This window comes from Agathobacter rectalis ATCC 33656 (assembly GCF_000020605.1).
Lineage (GTDB): Bacteria > Bacillota > Clostridia > Lachnospirales > Lachnospiraceae > Roseburia > Roseburia rectalis.
Window position 1 is genome coordinate 3,370,348 of record NC_012781.1, and the last position, 16,604, is coordinate 3,386,951.

Sequence of the window (16,604 nt, forward strand, 5' to 3'; positions counted from 1 at the left end):
AGGTACTAAAAAGTCTCTTTCATCTTATTACACCAGCCGCCATTTTGTATTTTTTATACTGTCTGACCGCAAAGTGCTGCGGATCTCTTTCTTCCAGTTCCTGGAACATCATATCTACCGGGTTCTGGTAAGTTTCATCCTCTTCACGGGTTTCACTTTCATTCAGAAGATCCAGAAGAGTATTCAGATTCTTCTCCTCTTCATCACCCTCATACCAGATGAAGGCAATCAGTGCTGTGTACAGCAGTTTCTCCGCTTTCACCCAGAAATCCTCGGAAGATTTTTCTCCCTCCCCTTTGGTGTTTGCAATAATTGTCGTCACCAGTTTCAGGATATCTTTTTCAGACCGTATATAAGCAAATGGATTGTAATGAAGAGACTTAGAAAAGTTGATCGTATTCAAAACCTTAATCACATAAGGCTCATATACCACTTTCCCGGATTTATCTTTGATGACATTTCCATCTTTATCCCTCTTCGGCGGTCCCTTTGCTAACATCTTCCCGCACTCCTCGATCAGAGTGCCTTTGGGATCTGTAATGACCATGGAACAGTTCATCTGCATGACCGATGGTTTTACGAAAAAACGTGTCTTACCGGAACCACTGCCGCCGATAACTACAATATTTTTATTTCTTGCATATTTCGGTTGCTTCGGTCTGCTCTCCATCGTCAGTGCTTCTGTTGCTGTCAATGGAATGTTCATCCACGGATTTTCCGACATATAAGGTTTGATATCCTCAGCGTTTCCCCATCTGGCTGAACCATACTCGATTCCTTTTCGGAGTTTCTTTGCATCTGACTGTTTCTGCCAAACCAGCACTTTCAAAACGACTGCAACCGTAATCCCTGCCAGCAGATCTTTCCAGTTATTGCTTAACACAAAACCAGCAAAAATCCGATCTGCGTGTTCCATAGCATATAAGAGTTTGTTCCCCATATCTTCTCCCGGACTATTCCGGTAAAGAAAAAATGCCCGGTCTGCATAGAACGCAGCCAGAGCATATGGGAGATTGGTAAGAACCAGTTTCTTTTTATCCAGGGCGGACAGCCTGACCCCGATCTTATTCTTCCACTTCTGCATCAGAGGTTTGCCGATCTGTTTCTTCATCGACTCTGCTCCTGATGCCGGTTCTTTACTTTGTCCTTCGTCTTCTTTGGCATCATTGCCCGGTAAGCTGCCAGACGCTTGTGAATCGAAGGTTTATTCGCTTTTTGAATCTGTTTCTGGGAAAACTCACGGAAAGCAGCATTGAGGGCATCCTGATCACGTCCTTTGAAAAATACCAGATAAACTGGCGGCTCTTTGCTCTTGTCCTTTTTCAGAGCATAGTTAATTCCATATTTTCTGGCATAGCGTTCAAAGGACTTGATATTTTTGTTCGTGATCTCGATATTGACCATCCCGGCATTCTGCTTTGCCAGCTCTTTTACCGTGACCTTTCCCTGTTTCGGCTGATTTTTCTGTGCTTTCTTCTCTACCGATTTCTGCTTATGATGCCGCAGATACGCAGCAAGAACCTTTCTCAACAGGTCTGCTGTGATTTTGGTAGTCCGAATACAGAACGTGACCGTTTTCTGAGTTACCTCTTCCTGCATGACTTTTCCCTCCTTTCAGCGATTTAACTGCTGTCCAGATCTGTAATCATGGCAATCACCCCCTTTCAATAAAAAAGGACAGATTAACCGGTAATCAGGCTCTGTACCTGTACGAGTTTTTCTGTCCCTTCTTCTTTTCTCTTATCTTCTCCACCACAATAGATGGGAACACACATTTCAAGTATTCTGCTATAAATACGCTGATGGGCAGTATCTAAATCTGTGGATTTCATTTCATTCAGTCCCAGATTCGTTGTTACGATCAGCGGAAGCATTTTACAATAGCGGCTGTCTATCACATTATAGACCTGCTCCAAAGCAAACTCGGAATTTCGTTCTATTCCCAAGTCATCAATAATCAGCAACGGATAATCCACAAGATTTTGTATAATCTGGTTCTTATCTGCCTGATAGCTGGTCATTTCATTTAGGATCCTGGAAAAATTTGTCATCATGACACGTTCTCCCTGTTCCAAAAGTGCATTTGCAATACAGCCTGCAAAGAAACTTTTCCCGGTTCCAACTGGTCCCATCAAAAGCAATCCTACATTTTTTCTCTTCATATCTGTCCAGTTTTCTACATACTGCCTGGCAATTAGTATCTTCTGGTTGCTTCCGTTGTCATTTTCAAATTTCCATTCCCAGAATCTTCTTTCCCGAAGTCCGACGGATTTTCTCTGATAAAGCAGTCGCTGTGCTTCTTCCCGCTGCATCTTTTCATCCAGTTCCTGTCTGGCTTTCACCTCGCATTCGCACAAACAAGACACTACATGCTCAAATCCCATCAGACTGACTTTCATCTGTTTTCTTTTTCCACAGATGCCACAATGAAGACATCCCTCTTCGTCCACATAATCTGCTGTTACTTTATTTTCCATCACAGGCTTTCTCCTTCCTGAAATTCATATTTATCCATTCCTATCCTGGTTCCATCCCTTTCTGCCCAAAGACAGATTGTTGCAAAATGGTTCTGATATTCTTTTCCACTGGATTTCATATAAACAGAAAGATGATCAATCCGTTTCTGGTAATCCCATGGAAATAGCGTCATCAGCTCCTGCAGTTCAGCTTCCGACAGAACAACATTTTTAAATCTACCATACTGACTGAATTTTTCTTCCAAAGCGGGAGTATTGCCCTTACTCTTATCAGTATGATTCTTTTCAGTCTTATTTATCTTAGTATTACTTCCATCCAGATTCTTGCAGTCCGGACTTCTATTTTTTTGCGTTCCGGACTTCCAGTTTCTTGCAATCCGGATTTCCAATTCCTTGCAGTCTGGATTTCCAGTTTCTGGCGTTCCAGAAGCAAAGTATCTTACTGGCTTTCCTCTGCTCCGTTTCACAAAATTTTTCACGTATATGACAGAAGGACGATTATTCCCCTGCCGATACCGTTCGATCAATCCAATCCCATGCACACTGTCAAGCTCATAAAGAAGCTTTGTCACTGTCGTATGCGACATTCGCAACAGTTCCTGCAATTCTGCGATCGTATAAATGATATAGACATAACCATCATTGTCAATCCATCCATTTTTCTTGGATAGGCTGATTCGATCAAGCAGAATTCCATAAAGGAGCTTTGCGTCTGTGGACAGGCTTGCAAACTCTTTTTCTGTGAACAGAGCTTTGGGGATCCGAAAAAAAGAAAACTGGTCAGATTCTTCTGCTCTGAAATATTCAAAATCTGCCATAGCTTATTTCCTATTCTTCCTCACTATTAAAATCACACCCTGCTGCACTGCCTGTTCCATGACACATCTCATTAAACACAAAGTTGAAGCACATCATTAACTCGCTCAGATAATAATTCCTTGCTTCTTTATTGCAGGCATACATATCCTCGATATAAACCTCCTCGTTTCCATTCATTCGTGCGATTGTTTCCAGAACTTTCATAAACTTCTTATTAGAACAGCACTCATACTGTTCATTTACATATTTCTGAATTTCCAGCACATGTTCAGGCTTTCCTTCACAAACAGATAACACGCCAAATGCCAGATCCATACCAAACTCATAGCCATCGGCTTCTACGGCATCAATATCAAGATTACCTTCTTCATCGTAATAGCCTCGCTCTTCCATAGGAGTCAGTGGTGTCTCATATTCATCCAGATATCCCATATCTGCAATTGTTCCCAGAATATCTCTGGATGCTGCCACCATCTTGTCCATGATAATTTCTCTTTCTTCCATCGGCATATTTGCCATAATTCTGTCTAATGTCATCATTGATTCTTCCTCCATCTCATTTTCATAAATATCATTGATATAAAAGTGGTTCGCCTTTCCATTGTTTTGAACAATACGCACCAGCTTTCCAATCTTAACAAGTTCCTGTACTGCCTGATCTACGCCATATCGAGTCGTATTCAGGTCTTTCTTCATTTCGCTTTTTGGATAGATAACAAACAGATCTCCGTTATGATCTACCCAGCCATTCTGCACCGCAAATTTCAAACGATCCAGAAATAAGCTGTATAAAATTTTTGCTGTATTTGACAGATTTTTGAATTTTTCCACCTGGAACAGCATCTTTGGCACCTGCAGACAATCTACCGGCATATACTCCACCTTACTCATTGATTATTTCCTCCTTCTGTTTGTACAGCACTTCGGCTGAATTAATATTGATTTCCAGCATCCCTACAAATACCTGATAGTACAGCAGGCATATCTGTTCATCCTCTCTTGCCAGATACAATCCTTCCAGTTCATCGGACGGATGTTTCATTCCATATACCGCCTGACAGATATCATGGATTTTCTCACATTCCACACTTCTAAGATGCATCTCCAAGGTGTGGTTAAATCTCTGCCAGTCCTCCAGTTTCTGATTTACTGACATCATGCACTGGAACAGTTCCGCTGCTTCACATGCTGCTGACAGCACTACATTTTTGTTATTGATACTTCCATCGGCATTTTTCATATGCCCTACCATATACGCCTGATCTACTGAAACCATCTTTTATCCTCCTCTATCTAAACGGCATTTCCTCTTCCATGCCCTCTGGGATCTCTAAGAACCCTTCCGCATCTTCTGGAAACGGTGGTCTGTCAACTATTTTTGCACCTGCAAATTCGATCCGATTTGCATACACTTCAGTTGTATAGATCTTTTTCCCGGTATCCTTATCTTCATAATTACCTGTGACAATCTCGCCTTCCACCATGACCTTCGTTCCCTGCATCAGATAATCTCTGGCAAATTCTGCTTTCTTTGCAAAAGCCTTTACCGGAATAAAACTGACTTCATCGGAATAATTTCTTCTGACTGCCAGAACAAACTTGGCAATCTTATGAAGTCCTCTTTCATTCTCCACTTCGTTGTATCCAGGATTTCTTACCAATCGCCCGGAAATAACTGTTGTATTCATTGGCTTAACCCTCCTATGCTTTCATTGATTTGTAACAGATACCGATACATGGTCCACATTTTCCATAGGCACATCCGTAACATTCATCTTTTTCCAACTCTTCCTGCTTCATTTCATCGGCAAACATTCCTAACAGCGTTGTGTAAATCTTTTTCATTGCCAGGAACTTCTCTTCTGCTTTTTCCATCTTCTCTTTGTAAAATGGAATCAGTCCACGAAGAACTGGATGGAAACGTTCATTTTCATCATCCCAGGCACAGATTTTCATCATACAGCGTGGCTGTTTCTCATAATTGCCCAGATAATACGGGCAGAACGTACAACCTCTTTCTTTAACAATTTCCACCGGAATCACTGGCATCTGACTTTTGATTTCTTTTGTTACATGCTTACTTTCAATTCGCTCTCTCATCTTAAAAATCCTCCAGGTATATATATTTGCAAAAGGGATTTCCCCTGAATTGCCTGATTTTGGGTACAAAAAAAAGAGGCAAGCTTACGATTTTATTTTCGCAAGCCTGCCTCTTATCAAATATTCAATTATTTTCCGATGATATATCGTAAGAAAACGTATACCGCACGGATTACATACACTGGAATCATGATACTTCCAATCAAAGCTCCAATGATGACACTTAATGCAGCCATCCCAAGTGTTGCTGTTATATCCATTCCTTTTGGAATCAGGACCAGCCGCATTTTATGTATTCCAAATGGAAGTCCGGAAAGAAATATCCACCAGAATAAGTCTGTCTGTCCACTGACTTTCATGATGGTGGATACCATCCAGAACCAGAATAGCATAAATGCCAGTGGCAGTATTGATTTTTTAATTACATCTTCTATCATCATCTTTTCATTCCTTCTGTCCAACTTCGCATATCATATTATTGTTTTTCTGCCCATGATGCCAGGAGCATAAATATCACTTCTTCCATCTGAGCTTTAGAATATGACTCAGGAAAATACTGTTTCAGCTTTTTCGCCGGAATCTGTACCTGTACTTTCTCAGTACTTTCATTCATACAGATCTGGTCAATCTCTGAATATGTCAACATCTGCTCTTTTGCAATCTGCTTCAATTCCTTTGCCTGCTTCATAGACGGTACCATATTGTGATTACTCATATACTGAAGCAATATCTGTTGTTCTTCACTTCTCAAATATGAAACTTCAACAGCTGTATTAAAGGGAAGCTTCTTCTCGTCTGCCAGTTCTAAAAGTTCTGCGATTAACTCTGTCAGATGAATATATCGAAGAATCTGTCTGGAACTATCTCCTGTATTCTGACTGACTTCTTCTGCCGCCAACTTCTTGCCAACTTGGCAAGAAGTTAAATCAGACCGTTTTCCCTGACGCTTTAACGCCTCATATTTCATTTTATAAGCGAATGCCTTTTCACTGATCAGCAGCTCTTCTCGTTGAATGTTGGAATCTACCATGATCACCGTCGCTTCATCATCTGTAAGATCTTTGATGATAACAGGCATTTTCTCTAATCCCGCAAGTTCACATGCTCGTTTTCGCCTATGACCAGCTACCAGCTCATAACCACCGGACTCTCTCAATCGCACAATACCAGGAACCAACACGCCATATTGTGTAATGCTTTCTGATAATTCTTCCATTTTCTTATCATCTTTTACTTGAAACGGGTGATTTGGAAATGGATGAAGGCTTCCTATTTCTATCTCACAAATTCCATTGTTTGTTTCTTCGTTTGTTCCAAATAACGCATCAAGTGGCTGTAAGGAAATGGGAGTTGCTCTTTTTTTAGATGGCATCTTTCAGCACCTCCTCCGTCACTCTCCGATAAGCTTCTGTAGCTTTGCCTTTCGGATCATAAGAGAAAATACTCTGTCCTTCTCTGACTGCTTCCTTCATTCTTACAGAAAATGGAATATAATTATCAAAGATATGAATTTGACTTCCATATACATTTCTGAGAAGTTCCATGTTATTTCTGGCATCATTCGTATGAGCATCGACCATCGTAAACAAAATACCTCCGACTTGCAGCTTCGGATTAATCTGCTTACGGACCTTACCGATTGTTTTTAACAACTGCTGCAATCCTTTGATTGGCAGGTAGGATGCTTCAACTGGAATGAGGACTTCATCTGATGCAGCCAGCGCATTAATCGTAATCATTCCCAATGATGGCATACAATCAATGATGACTACATCATATTGATCTTTGATACCATATAAAATCTGTTTCAATACATATTCTCTACTCATTGCATTTACCAACTGTACTTCCGTACCTGCCAGTCCAATGTTAGAACAGATAATGTCTATCCCCTCTGCCTGATGTCTGATAAAACATTCGGAAGGAATATCTTCATCTTTCATTACAGCATCCATAAGAGCAGTAAGTGTTTCATTACTGTCATCACAATCACGATATCCAAATCCTGCGGATACATCAGACTGTGGATCGGCATCTACAATCAACACTTTCATATTCTTTTGTGCTAATCCTACTGCTAAATTAGCTGTACATGCGGATTTTCCCGTTCCCCCTTTTTGGTTTACAATAGAAATAATTCTAGCCATTTTTCATCACCTTTCATCGTCATCAATCAAAAAGAGGACTGAATTAGACATCCGGAATCTATATTCCGTGCGAGCTAATTCAGTCCTATAATTACAATAATTCTGTTGTTTTTACTCTTGTCTTACACAAATCCATTTCCAGTCTGAATCTGTAATAATTCATATTCTGGAATGACAGCGCTGCTTTATTTTTCCCTTTTCAGGAAATTAAAAATAAGGACTAAATTAGTGCAACCCCTTGTATTTACTGGAGTTTTCTAACTTGTCCTTATTATAACTCGACCATGCGATGAAATGGGAGGCATCAGCTCCGGCTCTCGTTTCTCTTCTTCTGCCAGTTTGCTTTCTTTCTTATTATAGGCATTGACAATATTTTTCAGAAAGCTGTTCACTCCCGCTGGCATAATCGGACGTCCATGCTTTGTATTGAAGATGAATCCACTGCGTCCACCGATCTCTACATTACTCTGCAAACCAAGCATCAAGTTCATCTCTCTCTGTTTACGGAACGCATCATATACCATCTGTGTCATAGGAATGTCTCTGATTCCTGCATCCGTTTTGGTTTCTGAATCATGAAAACAATATCCTTCATCACCTTCATAATATACAAGCTGTCCACCTACATGGATCTCCCGATTCTTCATATCCACATCTGACCAGGTTAAGCCGATGGTTTCACTCACTCTCAGGCAAGCCCCAAACATAACCTGCATCATTGGAAGATGAGGCTTATACACATTACTCTGTTCAACAAACTTCAGAAGTTTTTCCTGCTGTTCCAGTGTCAGTGCTTCTTTCTCTTTTGCCGGAGCCCCATAATCTCCAAGTGTTCCAGTTACCGGATTCTTACGGATAATCCCGTCTTCCACTGCCAGTTCAAAACTGGGATTCAATAAGCCATAAAGACCTTTGATCGTGCTGTGTGCCAGTCCTTCATCTGACAATGCTGAAAAGAACGTCCTTACGTGAGATGTCTTAAAATCTACAACACGAATATTTCCCAAAGTATTTCGTATCCGATAGTCCCACATACGGATATAATTCTTTTTCGTTCTTTCCTTGATATTCTTTGTTGCCATGTATCGCTCAAACAAAGTATTTACAGTCAGCTTCTTAACTGATGCGTCTGTAATAAGCAGATCCTCCATATCCTTATTGATCTTCTTTTCCATTTCTCGCAGACTCGCCAGATCAGCTGCATAAACCGAATTACGCTTTCCAGTAATTTCATCCTTGTAGCGATACTCATAACGTCCATCCGGACGCTGATATTCACCTGTTTTTAAATTTCTGCCTTTATTATCTTTTCTTGCCATATCAATCATTCCTTTCACTTTATTTTTCGTTATTCGGAATGATTTTTGTCCTGTCTGTATCAGTCATATACTGTCTGATATCTGCTCACAGATTAACATAATATTTTATGATTTCCAAGGGTAAATTCCTGCAAAATGCTAATTTTTATTTGCCTGTTTTACAGGAATATTTTCCCTTTTTTACTTTTCATTCCGAAGGAAAGTTGTTGTATTTTATCTTCTCATCTTTCATTACACTGCCATTGCATCAAGATATCTTTTTATCTTATCCACGTTATAAAGAACACGTCTTCCAATAATCACTCTTGCTTCTGCATAATCTGCAATTTTCTTTGCAGTTACTTCTCCGCAAGATAACATTGCCATTAATCCTTCAATATCTACCGTCAGACGATTCTCAGCCTTATACTCTGTTGTTTTTCTCATGATGCACATACCTCCTTTCCTCCGTATTCTTCTGCATCACCTCCCAGACAGCGGTTATGCCCGTTGTCAGTACATATACTTTTTGTTTGGACTTCTTACGATGATTTTCCATTCTGTTCGGCGTGTTGGCTTCCATTTGTATATGGCGGTGTCAACGTTACAATTGACCTCTATCAGAAATCTTTCTGAATACTGGCAGCTTCTTCTCAAGCATACCAGCCGTTGCCGGAGTATCTTCGGTTTCCACATACTACTCTCTGATACAGCGGTGGAATCCTGTGTTACCTTTAAGCCCCGAAAGGCACCCATACAGCTCATTCAATTTTCAAGGTTCAATAATCAAAAGTTTTATAGGTATACATTTTTGTACCTATTTCGATTTAATGCCATTATATCCCCCGTTACTGCTAATGTCAATAGCACTTCATGCGTTTTAGGTTCTTTTTTGTACTCTTTTTTGTTGATTTTATGCTATCTTGTGTTATAATATGGACAAATAGTTATTCATTTCTTGATTTCACTATCTTCAACGAATGTTTATCAGGACTAATGCAGAGGTGACTTTATGAATTTTAATCTGAAACTTAAAAAAATCCGGACATTCCGGAAAATGACACAAAAAGAATTGTCAGAGAAGATCGGACTGACCGATCAACATAGAATTGTACAATATGAAAAAGGTGTTCGTGTTCCAAAAAAAGATCTGGTTGATAAAATGGCTAAGGCTCTTGATGTTAATCCTTATACCCTCTATGATACCGCTGGACGTGACGCTTCCGAAATGATGGAACTGCTTTTCTGGCTGGATGAATTTAATCCATCTGCCCTGCATCTGTTTCTTCCTCGGAAATTTCCTGGTGAAAAATGCAATGAAGTAGCAGACACTTCCGTTTACTATCACGACAATGATAGCTGGCCGGCTCATGCTCCTGTCTGTATGTGGTTTGATTATGGAGTTCTGAATGATTTTCTAAAAGAATGGGGGGTTCGAATGGATGAACTGAAATCCGGTGTGATTACCAGAGATGAATATTTTGAATGGAAAATCAACTGGCCGTATACCTGTGATGATTGTGGAAAATATGAACCTAAGAAACAATGGCGAAAAAACTTTTAAAACTACAAACCCAAAATTTAAAATGGATTTCCGTATATTTAACCTATAAAGTAGATACAAAATCCCAGATGTACAGGTGAACAGACATGAAAAATATCCATAGCATTGAATTTTATACCGGAAGCAAGGAAGAATTGCTTCCAGATTTTGAAAAAGATTTTCCCTATATCGCTTCGAGGGCAGAACTTGACAAGTATATAGGGGGTTATGTACCGTGGCACTGGCACAGGACAGTGGAACTTTTTTATATGGAAAGCGGCAGCATTGAATATGATACGCCAGGAGGAAAAATATTGTTTCCGGCTGGAAGCGGCGGCATGATAAATCCCAATGTACTCCATATGACAAAAGCAATATCGCAGAGAGAAAAGAATATACAGCTACTTCATATTTTCGATGTTTCCTTACTTGCCGGAGAACAGGGAAGCAGGATTGAACAAAAATATATTGCGCCTGTCATAACAGCCCCGCAGATTGAGGTAATCCCGCTTTTTCCGGGCAATGCAGAAGAAGAAAGAATTTTGAAATTGCTTGCTGCCTCATTTCGTTTATCCAGTGATGAATTTGGATATGAAATAAAACTGCGGGAAGCCCTAACTGAAATATGGCTCATGCTTTTTGAACTATCTTGCTCTATGCGTGAAAAGAAGGGGGAACATAACAAAAGCAACGATAAAATAAAGTTGATGATGATATACATTCATGAACATTACAGAGAAAAAATATCTATTCTGGAACTTGCTGCGGCAGCATATCTAAGCGAAAGGGAGTGTTATAGAGTGTTCCATGACTGTCTACACATGACACCCGTAGAGTATATAACAACTTATCGTCTACAAATTGCCTGTCAGATGTTGGCAAAGGGGCAGGAACCTATTACCGTTATCAGCCATGAGTGCGGTTTAGGGAGCAGCAGTTATTTTGGAAAAGTTTTTCGGGAATATGCATATTGTTCACCTACAGAATATAGAAAAAAATGGCAGAATAGTGATATGTAATGGCGGAAAAGAAATATTTTTCCTATGTCTTTTGCATTATAATGATACCTGTAAAGTAAATCAGCAATTTACAGGAGGTGAACGCAAAGTGATAAAACTAAACATTCTGAACATGAAAAATTTTTTAGATACTGTCAATGCCTGCATTGGCAAAGTATATATGCTCTGCCCGAACGGTAAAAAACAAAACATTAATGGGGAAGAAAAGATACAGGACAGTTTGTGGCGACAATACTTCCAAAACAAAAACTGTCTGTGTCTTATTTTAGAAATTCCGAATCCAACGGACTATATGAACATTGTTTCGTACTATGCAGGGGATTGCTGATTTGTCTGCAAATATTTCATTATAAAGGGCCGGGCGTTTTATTTTTCGGCCCCGCCCTTTTGAAAGGAGTTAAAAATGGAGTTGAACCTTCAAACCGCAGAATTGGCATTAAGGGAAGCGTCAGAATCCAATCCGGGAGCATGGGCAGATCATTCCCGGTTTGTAGCCGAAGCCTGTAAAAACATTGCATCACATTGTAAAGATTTATCTTCTGAACAGGCATATATTTTCGGGTTATTGCATGATATTGGCCGCTATGCCGGAGTGAGTTCGGAAAGGCATCTGATAGACGGCTATCGGTACTGTATGGAGCGCGGATGGGAAAAAGCTGCACAAATATGTATATCCCACGCATTTATGATTCAGGATATTGCCACATCTATCGGTGTGTTTGATGTTAGTGATGAGGATTACCTGTTTATGAAAGAATTTGTTGCAAATGCGGTATATGATGATTATGACCGTCTTGTACAGTTATGTGACGCATTGGCTATGCCTTCGGGGTTCTGTCTTTTGGAAAAGAGATTTGTAGACGTGACAATGCGATACGGCGTTCACCCAGCGACAATAGACAGATGGAAAAAGATTTTAGAGATTAAAGAACAGTTTGAAAATCAGATCGGCTGTTCTATCTATTCTCTGCTTCCGGGTATTGTGGAAAACAGTTTTCGTTAAGGGGGGATATTGTGTATTACGAATCCAGTGATTTTTTGGAAACTGCAGACAGCGATACGTTAAAGCAGATTGCCCGCACAAGGGAATTAACAAGGGAATATTATTTTTCTGATTATGGAGATACAGAAAAACGCACTTCTATTCTTCGGGAGCTGTTGGGTGGAATAGGGGAAAACAGCGTGATAGGGGCTGGAAGTGTAGTTACCCGCCCTATCCCGCCTAATTGTGTTGCAGTAGGAAATCCATGCAGGGTGATACATTATTTTGATACAGACAGGGAAAGGTGGCAGCATGAAGTATAAGCATATCGTTTTTGACATTGACGGCACTCTGATTGATACGGAATATGCTGTATTACATTCTTTACAGGAAACTATAAAGGAATTGTCCGGGAGAAAGATACCATGTCCTGAACTAAGATTTGCGTTAGGTATTACAGGAACAGACGCTTTGAAAAAACTTGAGATAAAAGACACTTCCTATGCGATAGAATTATGGGATAAAAATATGCGTAACTATACAAATACCATTAAAGTATTTGACGGAATCATTGAATTATTGAAAAATCTTCTAAGCCTGGATTATAAAATGGGGATTGTCACATCAAAGACAAGGGAAGAATTTACACATGATTTTTGTCCGTTTGGTATCAGTCATTATTTTAAAACAATCATATGTGCAGACGATACACAGGAACATAAACCCAATGCCGCACCGATTTTGAAATATGTGGAATTATCAAAAACAGACCATAGGAAAGTACTTTATATCGGAGATAGCAAATATGACAGTAAATGTGCGGAAAATGCGGGAATTGATTTTGCTTTAGCAGTATGGGGCAGTCATAATAAGCACATAAAAGCAGATTATTTTTTAGAAAAACCTGCCAATCTGTTATCTGCTATCACTTCAGAGAAATTTTATTAGCGATGAAAGATCGAACGAAAATGACTCCGAGGTATATTAAAAAAACTTGCTTGATCAATTATGGTGATTTTGATTAAGTAGCCTGTATGTAAAATAAAGCATACAGGCTACTTGTGGTTTACAATTCCAAAGAATCTTCTGCATCTACCCACATTTGCATATTACCATCAAGATATAATCGTGCATATTCAAGTGGCTCATCAATAGCAAGTGTATTTAATGCGCAGTCTGATCCAGGAGTGGTTTTTAAGTTCTTCTCAGCTTCCCAACAGTCAATGCGGAGCATATAACCGGCATTGGTATAAACATCAATGCTGTTTCTGTGTGGATTGTATTCTGCAAATATTGTTCTCATCGTATCTTATCTCCATTTTTTTAATAATCAGTTATAGAGTTAAATATCGAAAACATTTCAATCAGTTCACCATGTTGTTATTGTTATATGTTATACTGTGTTATGAAATTTTCTTTCCCTTAATTTTTCCCATATTAAGGTTCATGAAAGCTAATGGGAGAATGTAACACAAGGGAAAGAGTAAGGGAAGGTACACTTGCTACAAACTTAGTGTTTTCAAGGGTTTGCGAAGAATTTGATAATCAAATATAACAGTTATTAAATTTCCTAAAATAAGTGGAATATCAACTGGAATTTGTAAAGGAGATATACAACATGAAGAAAGTCTGCTTAGCGGTTTTGCCAGCTTTAACAATAGTGTTAGAATTATTACCCTTTGGAGCAGTTTGTATTTTTGCAACATCTCCAACAGAAAGAGTAAAAGAAACATTCTCATACTTTAGCCTTACACCGTTTGGCTATGCAAATTTTGCTCCACTTATTACAGCCACACTTACTGTTGCCATCTTCTTACTTTCATTGTTTTCATTGAAGAAGAAAGGTGTTCTCAAAGCATTGTTTGTCCTTTCCATTATTACGGTAGTTATTTTTCTTTTGCCATTGATGTATGGCTTAAACTACTATACCCTTGTAGGAGCCTTTATAACAGTAACACTTGTAATAGAAAGTATTTTGGCTAAGATACAACAAAAGTAAAGCGATAACTTCCAGTTTGCAAAACTGACCAAAAATACAAACAGTTCGTAAAAGTATAATTTTACGAACTGTTTTTTTGAAAAAACAAATAACTACAACTGTACCGATATATCGGAGACGTAAACTATAGTATTAAATAAGGGGATGGTCAGCTCATTTGTGGCAGAATGGTATGGTCGAAGCGCGGAGCGGCATCATGAATGAAGGGTGATGTCGCTCGAAATTATATGCAATGAAATAAGCGCGGTTCAGCAGGAATTGCTATTGAAGTTTGAAATAAAATCAATCGCCATGCTAGAATATTCACCAAAACAAGATTCCGAGGCCTGCTGAAAACAGGATCATCAGAATTGGCGATGGAGCTGTTTTTCTGATTATTTTACAAATCAGATGTGTTGCTCCGAGCATAGCAAATACTGCGATAGAGCGCAAATCGGGCGCAAATCCGGCCTGTAAATCTGTGAGGCCAAACAGCGTAGACAGCGCCATGCTGAGCGCGGTCGCAAGGATCATCGCTACAACGCACGGACGAACTCCCGATAAAAAGGCGTTGACGGGTGCATATTTCATCAAATTCTTTAGTGCGGATGCAATTAAGAGAATAATCAAAAATGACGGCAACACCACGCCCAGCGTTGCAACAAATGAACCGAGGATTCCGCCCTGTGTTGAGCCGATAAAGGTTGCCATATTCACGGCAAGGGGTCCCGGTGTGGATTCAGATACGGCAATAAAATTCAGAAACTCGTTCTCTGTCAGCCAGCCGTTGGAAAGCACCCTTTCGCGTACCAGCGAAACCATTCCATAGCCGCCGCCGAAAGACAAGGCACCGATCATCAAAAAGTTCAGAAAGAGACGCAGATATATCATGACGTTTTCCCATCTCCTTTCCGGATTTTTCGCAGAAAGAAAACAACAAGCCCGACCGCGCCGCAGATCAGGATGTAAAACACAGAGGAAAACGAAACTGCTGTGATCGAGCAGCAGAGCATGGAAGCCATGACCAACGTGAGAAGCGTCAAGTTTAGTGTGTTTTTGTCAATACTTTTAAGCATTTTCAGCCCTGCGGTAAGGATCAGATAGATCACACATACCTGAATCCCGCGGAATGCGCAGGAAACCCAGCGCAAACTGAGAAACTGATCAAAGAACAGCGAGATACCATAAATTACAAAGAAAGATGGAATGCAGACAGCAAGTGTGGACATGGTTGCACCCGCAAATCCTGCAATTTTGTAACCAATGTAAGTCGCACTGTTGACGGCGACTGGTCCTGGCGTGGATTCGGCTACCGCAACCATGTCCAGAAACTCGCTTTTTTCAAGCCATTTTTTCTTTTCAACGAACTCATTTTCAAGCAGCGCAATCATAGCGTATCCGCCGCCAAAGGTGAACGCACCGATTTTTAAGAATGTGATAAATAAAGAGCAAATTAGTTTCATGCCTGTATATCCTTCCTTCTGCAAATAATACCTACAAGTAAAACACCCAATAAAATCAGGCAGCCAGACAACACCTGCGACACGCGGACACCTGGCATCAGATAGAGACTGTCAGTACGCAGTCCTTCAATCAAAAATCTTCCAAGACCGTAAATCACAAAATACATACAGGTCAGGGTTCCTGCCTTTGGATTTTTTCTACTGACAATTAGCATGGTAGTCAACAGACACAAATTCCACATACTTTCATAGAAGAATGTTGCTTGATGCCATTCTCCAAGTACGTCAATATATACGGCATAAGGAAAAAACTGCAACGATGAATCTGTAACCAAATTGCCGAACGCTTCTTGATTTACAAAATTACCCCAACGTCCGATTGCTTGTCCAAGCACAAGACTTGGAACGACTAAATCCAGAAAACGGAACAAAGGAAATTTGTGATGGCGGCAAAATAAAATTGCCGTAACCAGACCGCCAATCACTCCACCATAAATGGCAAGCCCGCCTTTCCATATTTTGAAGATGGTAAGAATATCGCCGGAATAACTGTTCCACTCAAATACGACATAATATCCTCTGGCGCAGACAATTGCAATAGGTAATGCAAGAAGAATAAAGTCAAATATCAGATCGTCCTTGAGACCTTGTTTTCTGGCTCGGTAAATTGCAAGTATTACACCTAAAACCATACCGACGGCAATAATTACACCATACCAGGCAATGCTCCATCCCTCTATGCCAAATAAATTTTCAATCAAATACTTACTCATATCAA

21 protein-coding genes and 3 pseudogenes are annotated in these 16,604 nt (G+C 39.9%); 7 read left to right on the top strand and 17 right to left on the bottom strand.

Annotated elements, in window-relative coordinates; genetic code table 11:
- Window positions 1-31: 31 nt before the first annotated feature.
- The 13 genes and pseudogenes from EUBREC_RS16040 to EUBREC_RS16100 all read right to left on the bottom strand — a co-directional run.
- Window positions 32-1,111: pseudogene (locus EUBREC_RS16040) on the bottom strand (type IV secretory system conjugative DNA transfer family protein); the annotation flags it as partial.
- Window positions 1,108-1,599 (bottom strand): PcfB family protein, encoded by a 492-nt coding sequence (locus EUBREC_RS16045; protein WP_012744313.1) that lies wholly within the window; start codon window positions 1,597-1,599, stop codon window positions 1,108-1,110. The gene EUBREC_RS16045 and the pseudogene EUBREC_RS16040, both read right to left, overlap by 4 nt.
- Window positions 1,600-1,682: 83 nt before the next feature.
- Window positions 1,683-2,477: an ATP-binding protein gene (locus tag EUBREC_RS16050; RefSeq protein WP_012744314.1), complete on the bottom strand. Its 795-nt coding sequence runs from the start codon at window positions 2,475-2,477 to the stop codon at window positions 1,683-1,685.
- Window positions 2,477-3,295: a replication initiator protein A gene (locus tag EUBREC_RS16055; protein WP_012744315.1), complete on the bottom strand. Its 819-nt coding sequence runs from the start codon at window positions 3,293-3,295 to the stop codon at window positions 2,477-2,479. The genes EUBREC_RS16050 and EUBREC_RS16055 overlap by 1 nt, the downstream gene beginning before the upstream one ends.
- A gap of 10 nt (window positions 3,296-3,305) precedes the next feature.
- Window positions 3,306-4,187: a replication initiator protein A gene (locus EUBREC_RS16060; RefSeq protein ID WP_012744316.1), complete on the bottom strand. Its 882-nt coding sequence runs from the start codon at window positions 4,185-4,187 to the stop codon at window positions 3,306-3,308.
- Window positions 4,180-4,572, bottom strand: a complete 393-nt coding sequence (locus tag EUBREC_RS16065) for a hypothetical protein (RefSeq protein WP_012744317.1) — start codon at window positions 4,570-4,572, stop codon at window positions 4,180-4,182. The genes EUBREC_RS16060 and EUBREC_RS16065 overlap by 8 nt, the downstream gene beginning before the upstream one ends.
- A gap of 13 nt (window positions 4,573-4,585) precedes the next feature.
- Window positions 4,586-4,984, bottom strand: a complete 399-nt coding sequence (locus EUBREC_RS16070) for a single-stranded DNA-binding protein (protein WP_012744318.1) — start codon at window positions 4,982-4,984, stop codon at window positions 4,586-4,588.
- A 13-nt stretch (window positions 4,985-4,997) separates the two neighbouring features.
- The gene (locus EUBREC_RS16075; protein WP_012744319.1) at window positions 4,998-5,396 is read right to left on the bottom strand and encodes a hypothetical protein; all 399 of its coding nucleotides are present in this window, start codon (window positions 5,394-5,396) and stop codon (window positions 4,998-5,000) included.
- A gap of 128 nt (window positions 5,397-5,524) precedes the next feature.
- Window positions 5,525-5,836, bottom strand: a complete 312-nt coding sequence (locus EUBREC_RS16080; protein ID WP_012744320.1) for a DUF6050 family protein — start codon at window positions 5,834-5,836, stop codon at window positions 5,525-5,527.
- Between the two features lie 35 nt (window positions 5,837-5,871).
- Window positions 5,872-6,768, bottom strand: a complete 897-nt coding sequence (locus tag EUBREC_RS16085) for a ParB/RepB/Spo0J family partition protein (protein ID WP_012744321.1) — start codon at window positions 6,766-6,768, stop codon at window positions 5,872-5,874.
- The gene (locus tag EUBREC_RS16090; protein ID WP_008703831.1) at window positions 6,758-7,543 is read right to left on the bottom strand and encodes a ParA family protein; all 786 of its coding nucleotides are present in this window, start codon (window positions 7,541-7,543) and stop codon (window positions 6,758-6,760) included. Before EUBREC_RS16090 ends, EUBREC_RS16085 begins: the two co-directional genes overlap by 11 nt.
- A 257-nt stretch (window positions 7,544-7,800) precedes the next feature.
- Window positions 7,801-8,862: an integrase DNA-binding domain-containing protein gene (locus tag EUBREC_RS16095; protein WP_306718538.1), complete on the bottom strand. Its 1,062-nt coding sequence runs from the start codon at window positions 8,860-8,862 to the stop codon at window positions 7,801-7,803.
- 231 nt (window positions 8,863-9,093) lie between these two features.
- Window positions 9,094-9,288 (bottom strand): hypothetical protein, encoded by a 195-nt coding sequence (locus EUBREC_RS16100; RefSeq protein WP_012744323.1) that lies wholly within the window; start codon window positions 9,286-9,288, stop codon window positions 9,094-9,096.
- A 565-nt stretch (window positions 9,289-9,853) separates the two neighbouring features.
- Here EUBREC_RS16100 and EUBREC_RS16105 point away from each other — a divergent pair.
- From EUBREC_RS16105 to EUBREC_RS16130, 6 genes and pseudogenes are all read left to right on the top strand, one after another.
- Window positions 9,854-10,405, top strand: a complete 552-nt coding sequence (locus tag EUBREC_RS16105; protein ID WP_012744326.1) for a helix-turn-helix domain-containing protein — start codon at window positions 9,854-9,856, stop codon at window positions 10,403-10,405.
- Window positions 10,406-10,491: 86 nt separating this feature from the next.
- Window positions 10,492-11,403 (top strand): helix-turn-helix transcriptional regulator, encoded by a 912-nt coding sequence (locus tag EUBREC_RS16110; protein WP_012744327.1) that lies wholly within the window; start codon window positions 10,492-10,494, stop codon window positions 11,401-11,403.
- 403 nt (window positions 11,404-11,806) lie between these two features.
- Window positions 11,807-12,406, top strand: coding sequence for an HD domain-containing protein (locus tag EUBREC_RS16120; RefSeq protein ID WP_012744329.1), 600 nt, complete (start codon window positions 11,807-11,809; stop codon window positions 12,404-12,406).
- 11 nt (window positions 12,407-12,417) lie between these two features.
- A pseudogene (locus tag EUBREC_RS18430) lies at window positions 12,418-12,564 on the top strand (hypothetical protein); the annotation flags it as partial.
- Window positions 12,565-12,570: 6 nt separating this feature from the next.
- Window positions 12,571-12,708: pseudogene (locus EUBREC_RS18435) on the top strand (sugar O-acetyltransferase); the annotation flags it as partial.
- Window positions 12,698-13,333, top strand: coding sequence for an HAD family hydrolase (locus EUBREC_RS16130; RefSeq protein ID WP_012744331.1), 636 nt, complete (start codon window positions 12,698-12,700; stop codon window positions 13,331-13,333). The pseudogene EUBREC_RS18435 and the gene EUBREC_RS16130, both read left to right, overlap by 11 nt.
- Before the next feature lie 118 nt (window positions 13,334-13,451).
- Here the strand turns inward: EUBREC_RS16130 and EUBREC_RS16135 are convergent, their stop codons facing one another.
- Entirely contained in the window at window positions 13,452-13,688 is a 237-nt protein-coding gene (locus tag EUBREC_RS16135; protein ID WP_012744332.1) for a DUF6061 family protein, read from the bottom strand.
- 315 nt (window positions 13,689-14,003) lie between these two features.
- Between EUBREC_RS16135 and EUBREC_RS16140 the strand changes: the two genes are divergently transcribed.
- A complete protein-coding gene (locus tag EUBREC_RS16140; RefSeq protein WP_148207820.1) occupies window positions 14,004-14,384 on the top strand; it encodes a DUF3810 domain-containing protein in 381 nt (126 codons plus the stop codon).
- Between the two features lie 303 nt (window positions 14,385-14,687).
- Here EUBREC_RS16140 and EUBREC_RS16145 read toward each other — a convergent pair whose 3' ends face one another.
- Genes EUBREC_RS16145 through lgt form a run of 3 tightly spaced genes read right to left on the bottom strand, consistent with a single transcriptional unit; the run spans window position 14,688 to window position 16,599 of the window.
- The gene (locus tag EUBREC_RS16145) at window positions 14,688-15,254 is read right to left on the bottom strand and encodes a chromate transporter (RefSeq protein WP_012744334.1); all 567 of its coding nucleotides are present in this window, start codon (window positions 15,252-15,254) and stop codon (window positions 14,688-14,690) included.
- Entirely contained in the window at window positions 15,251-15,826 is a 576-nt protein-coding gene (locus EUBREC_RS16150; protein ID WP_012744335.1) for a chromate transporter, read from the bottom strand. The genes EUBREC_RS16145 and EUBREC_RS16150 overlap by 4 nt, the downstream gene beginning before the upstream one ends.
- A complete protein-coding gene (gene lgt, locus EUBREC_RS16155; RefSeq protein ID WP_012744336.1) occupies window positions 15,823-16,599 on the bottom strand; it encodes a prolipoprotein diacylglyceryl transferase in 777 nt (258 codons plus the stop codon). Before lgt ends, EUBREC_RS16150 begins: the two co-directional genes overlap by 4 nt.
- Window positions 16,600-16,604 lie beyond the last annotated feature (5 nt).

What these genes read in the sequence shown, in the direction of transcription:
- EUBREC_RS16045 (WP_012744313.1), bottom strand. Translation starts at nt 1,599, where the DNA reads ATGCAGGAAGAGGTAACTCAGAAAACGGTCACGTTCTGTATTCGGACT.
- EUBREC_RS16050 (WP_012744314.1), bottom strand. Translation starts at nt 2,477, where the DNA reads ATGGAAAATAAAGTAACAGCAGATTATGTGGACGAAGAGGGATGTCTT.
- EUBREC_RS16055 (WP_012744315.1), bottom strand. Translation starts at nt 3,295, where the DNA reads ATGGCAGATTTTGAATATTTCAGAGCAGAAGAATCTGACCAGTTTTCT.
- EUBREC_RS16060 (WP_012744316.1), bottom strand. Translation starts at nt 4,187, where the DNA reads ATGAGTAAGGTGGAGTATATGCCGGTAGATTGTCTGCAGGTGCCAAAG.
- EUBREC_RS16065 (WP_012744317.1), bottom strand. Translation starts at nt 4,572, where the DNA reads ATGGTTTCAGTAGATCAGGCGTATATGGTAGGGCATATGAAAAATGCC.
- EUBREC_RS16070 (WP_012744318.1), bottom strand. Translation starts at nt 4,984, where the DNA reads ATGAATACAACAGTTATTTCCGGGCGATTGGTAAGAAATCCTGGATAC.
- EUBREC_RS16075 (WP_012744319.1), bottom strand. Translation starts at nt 5,396, where the DNA reads ATGAGAGAGCGAATTGAAAGTAAGCATGTAACAAAAGAAATCAAAAGT.
- EUBREC_RS16080 (WP_012744320.1), bottom strand. Translation starts at nt 5,836, where the DNA reads ATGATGATAGAAGATGTAATTAAAAAATCAATACTGCCACTGGCATTT.
- EUBREC_RS16085 (WP_012744321.1), bottom strand. Translation starts at nt 6,768, where the DNA reads ATGCCATCTAAAAAAAGAGCAACTCCCATTTCCTTACAGCCACTTGAT.
- EUBREC_RS16090 (WP_008703831.1), bottom strand. Translation starts at nt 7,543, where the DNA reads ATGGCTAGAATTATTTCTATTGTAAACCAAAAAGGGGGAACGGGAAAA.
- EUBREC_RS16095 (WP_306718538.1), bottom strand. Translation starts at nt 8,862, where the DNA reads ATGGCAAGAAAAGATAATAAAGGCAGAAATTTAAAAACAGGTGAATAT.
- EUBREC_RS16100 (WP_012744323.1), bottom strand. Translation starts at nt 9,288, where the DNA reads ATGAGAAAAACAACAGAGTATAAGGCTGAGAATCGTCTGACGGTAGAT.
- EUBREC_RS16105 (WP_012744326.1), top strand. Translation starts at nt 9,854, where the DNA reads ATGAATTTTAATCTGAAACTTAAAAAAATCCGGACATTCCGGAAAATG.
- EUBREC_RS16110 (WP_012744327.1), top strand. Translation starts at nt 10,492, where the DNA reads ATGAAAAATATCCATAGCATTGAATTTTATACCGGAAGCAAGGAAGAA.
- EUBREC_RS16120 (WP_012744329.1), top strand. Translation starts at nt 11,807, where the DNA reads ATGGAGTTGAACCTTCAAACCGCAGAATTGGCATTAAGGGAAGCGTCA.
- EUBREC_RS16130 (WP_012744331.1), top strand. Translation starts at nt 12,698, where the DNA reads ATGAAGTATAAGCATATCGTTTTTGACATTGACGGCACTCTGATTGAT.
- EUBREC_RS16135 (WP_012744332.1), bottom strand. Translation starts at nt 13,688, where the DNA reads ATGAGAACAATATTTGCAGAATACAATCCACACAGAAACAGCATTGAT.
- EUBREC_RS16140 (WP_148207820.1), top strand. Translation starts at nt 14,004, where the DNA reads ATGAAGAAAGTCTGCTTAGCGGTTTTGCCAGCTTTAACAATAGTGTTA.
- EUBREC_RS16145 (WP_012744334.1), bottom strand. Translation starts at nt 15,254, where the DNA reads ATGATATATCTGCGTCTCTTTCTGAACTTTTTGATGATCGGTGCCTTG.
- EUBREC_RS16150 (WP_012744335.1), bottom strand. Translation starts at nt 15,826, where the DNA reads ATGAAACTAATTTGCTCTTTATTTATCACATTCTTAAAAATCGGTGCG.
- lgt (WP_012744336.1), bottom strand. Translation starts at nt 16,599, where the DNA reads ATGAGTAAGTATTTGATTGAAAATTTATTTGGCATAGAGGGATGGAGC.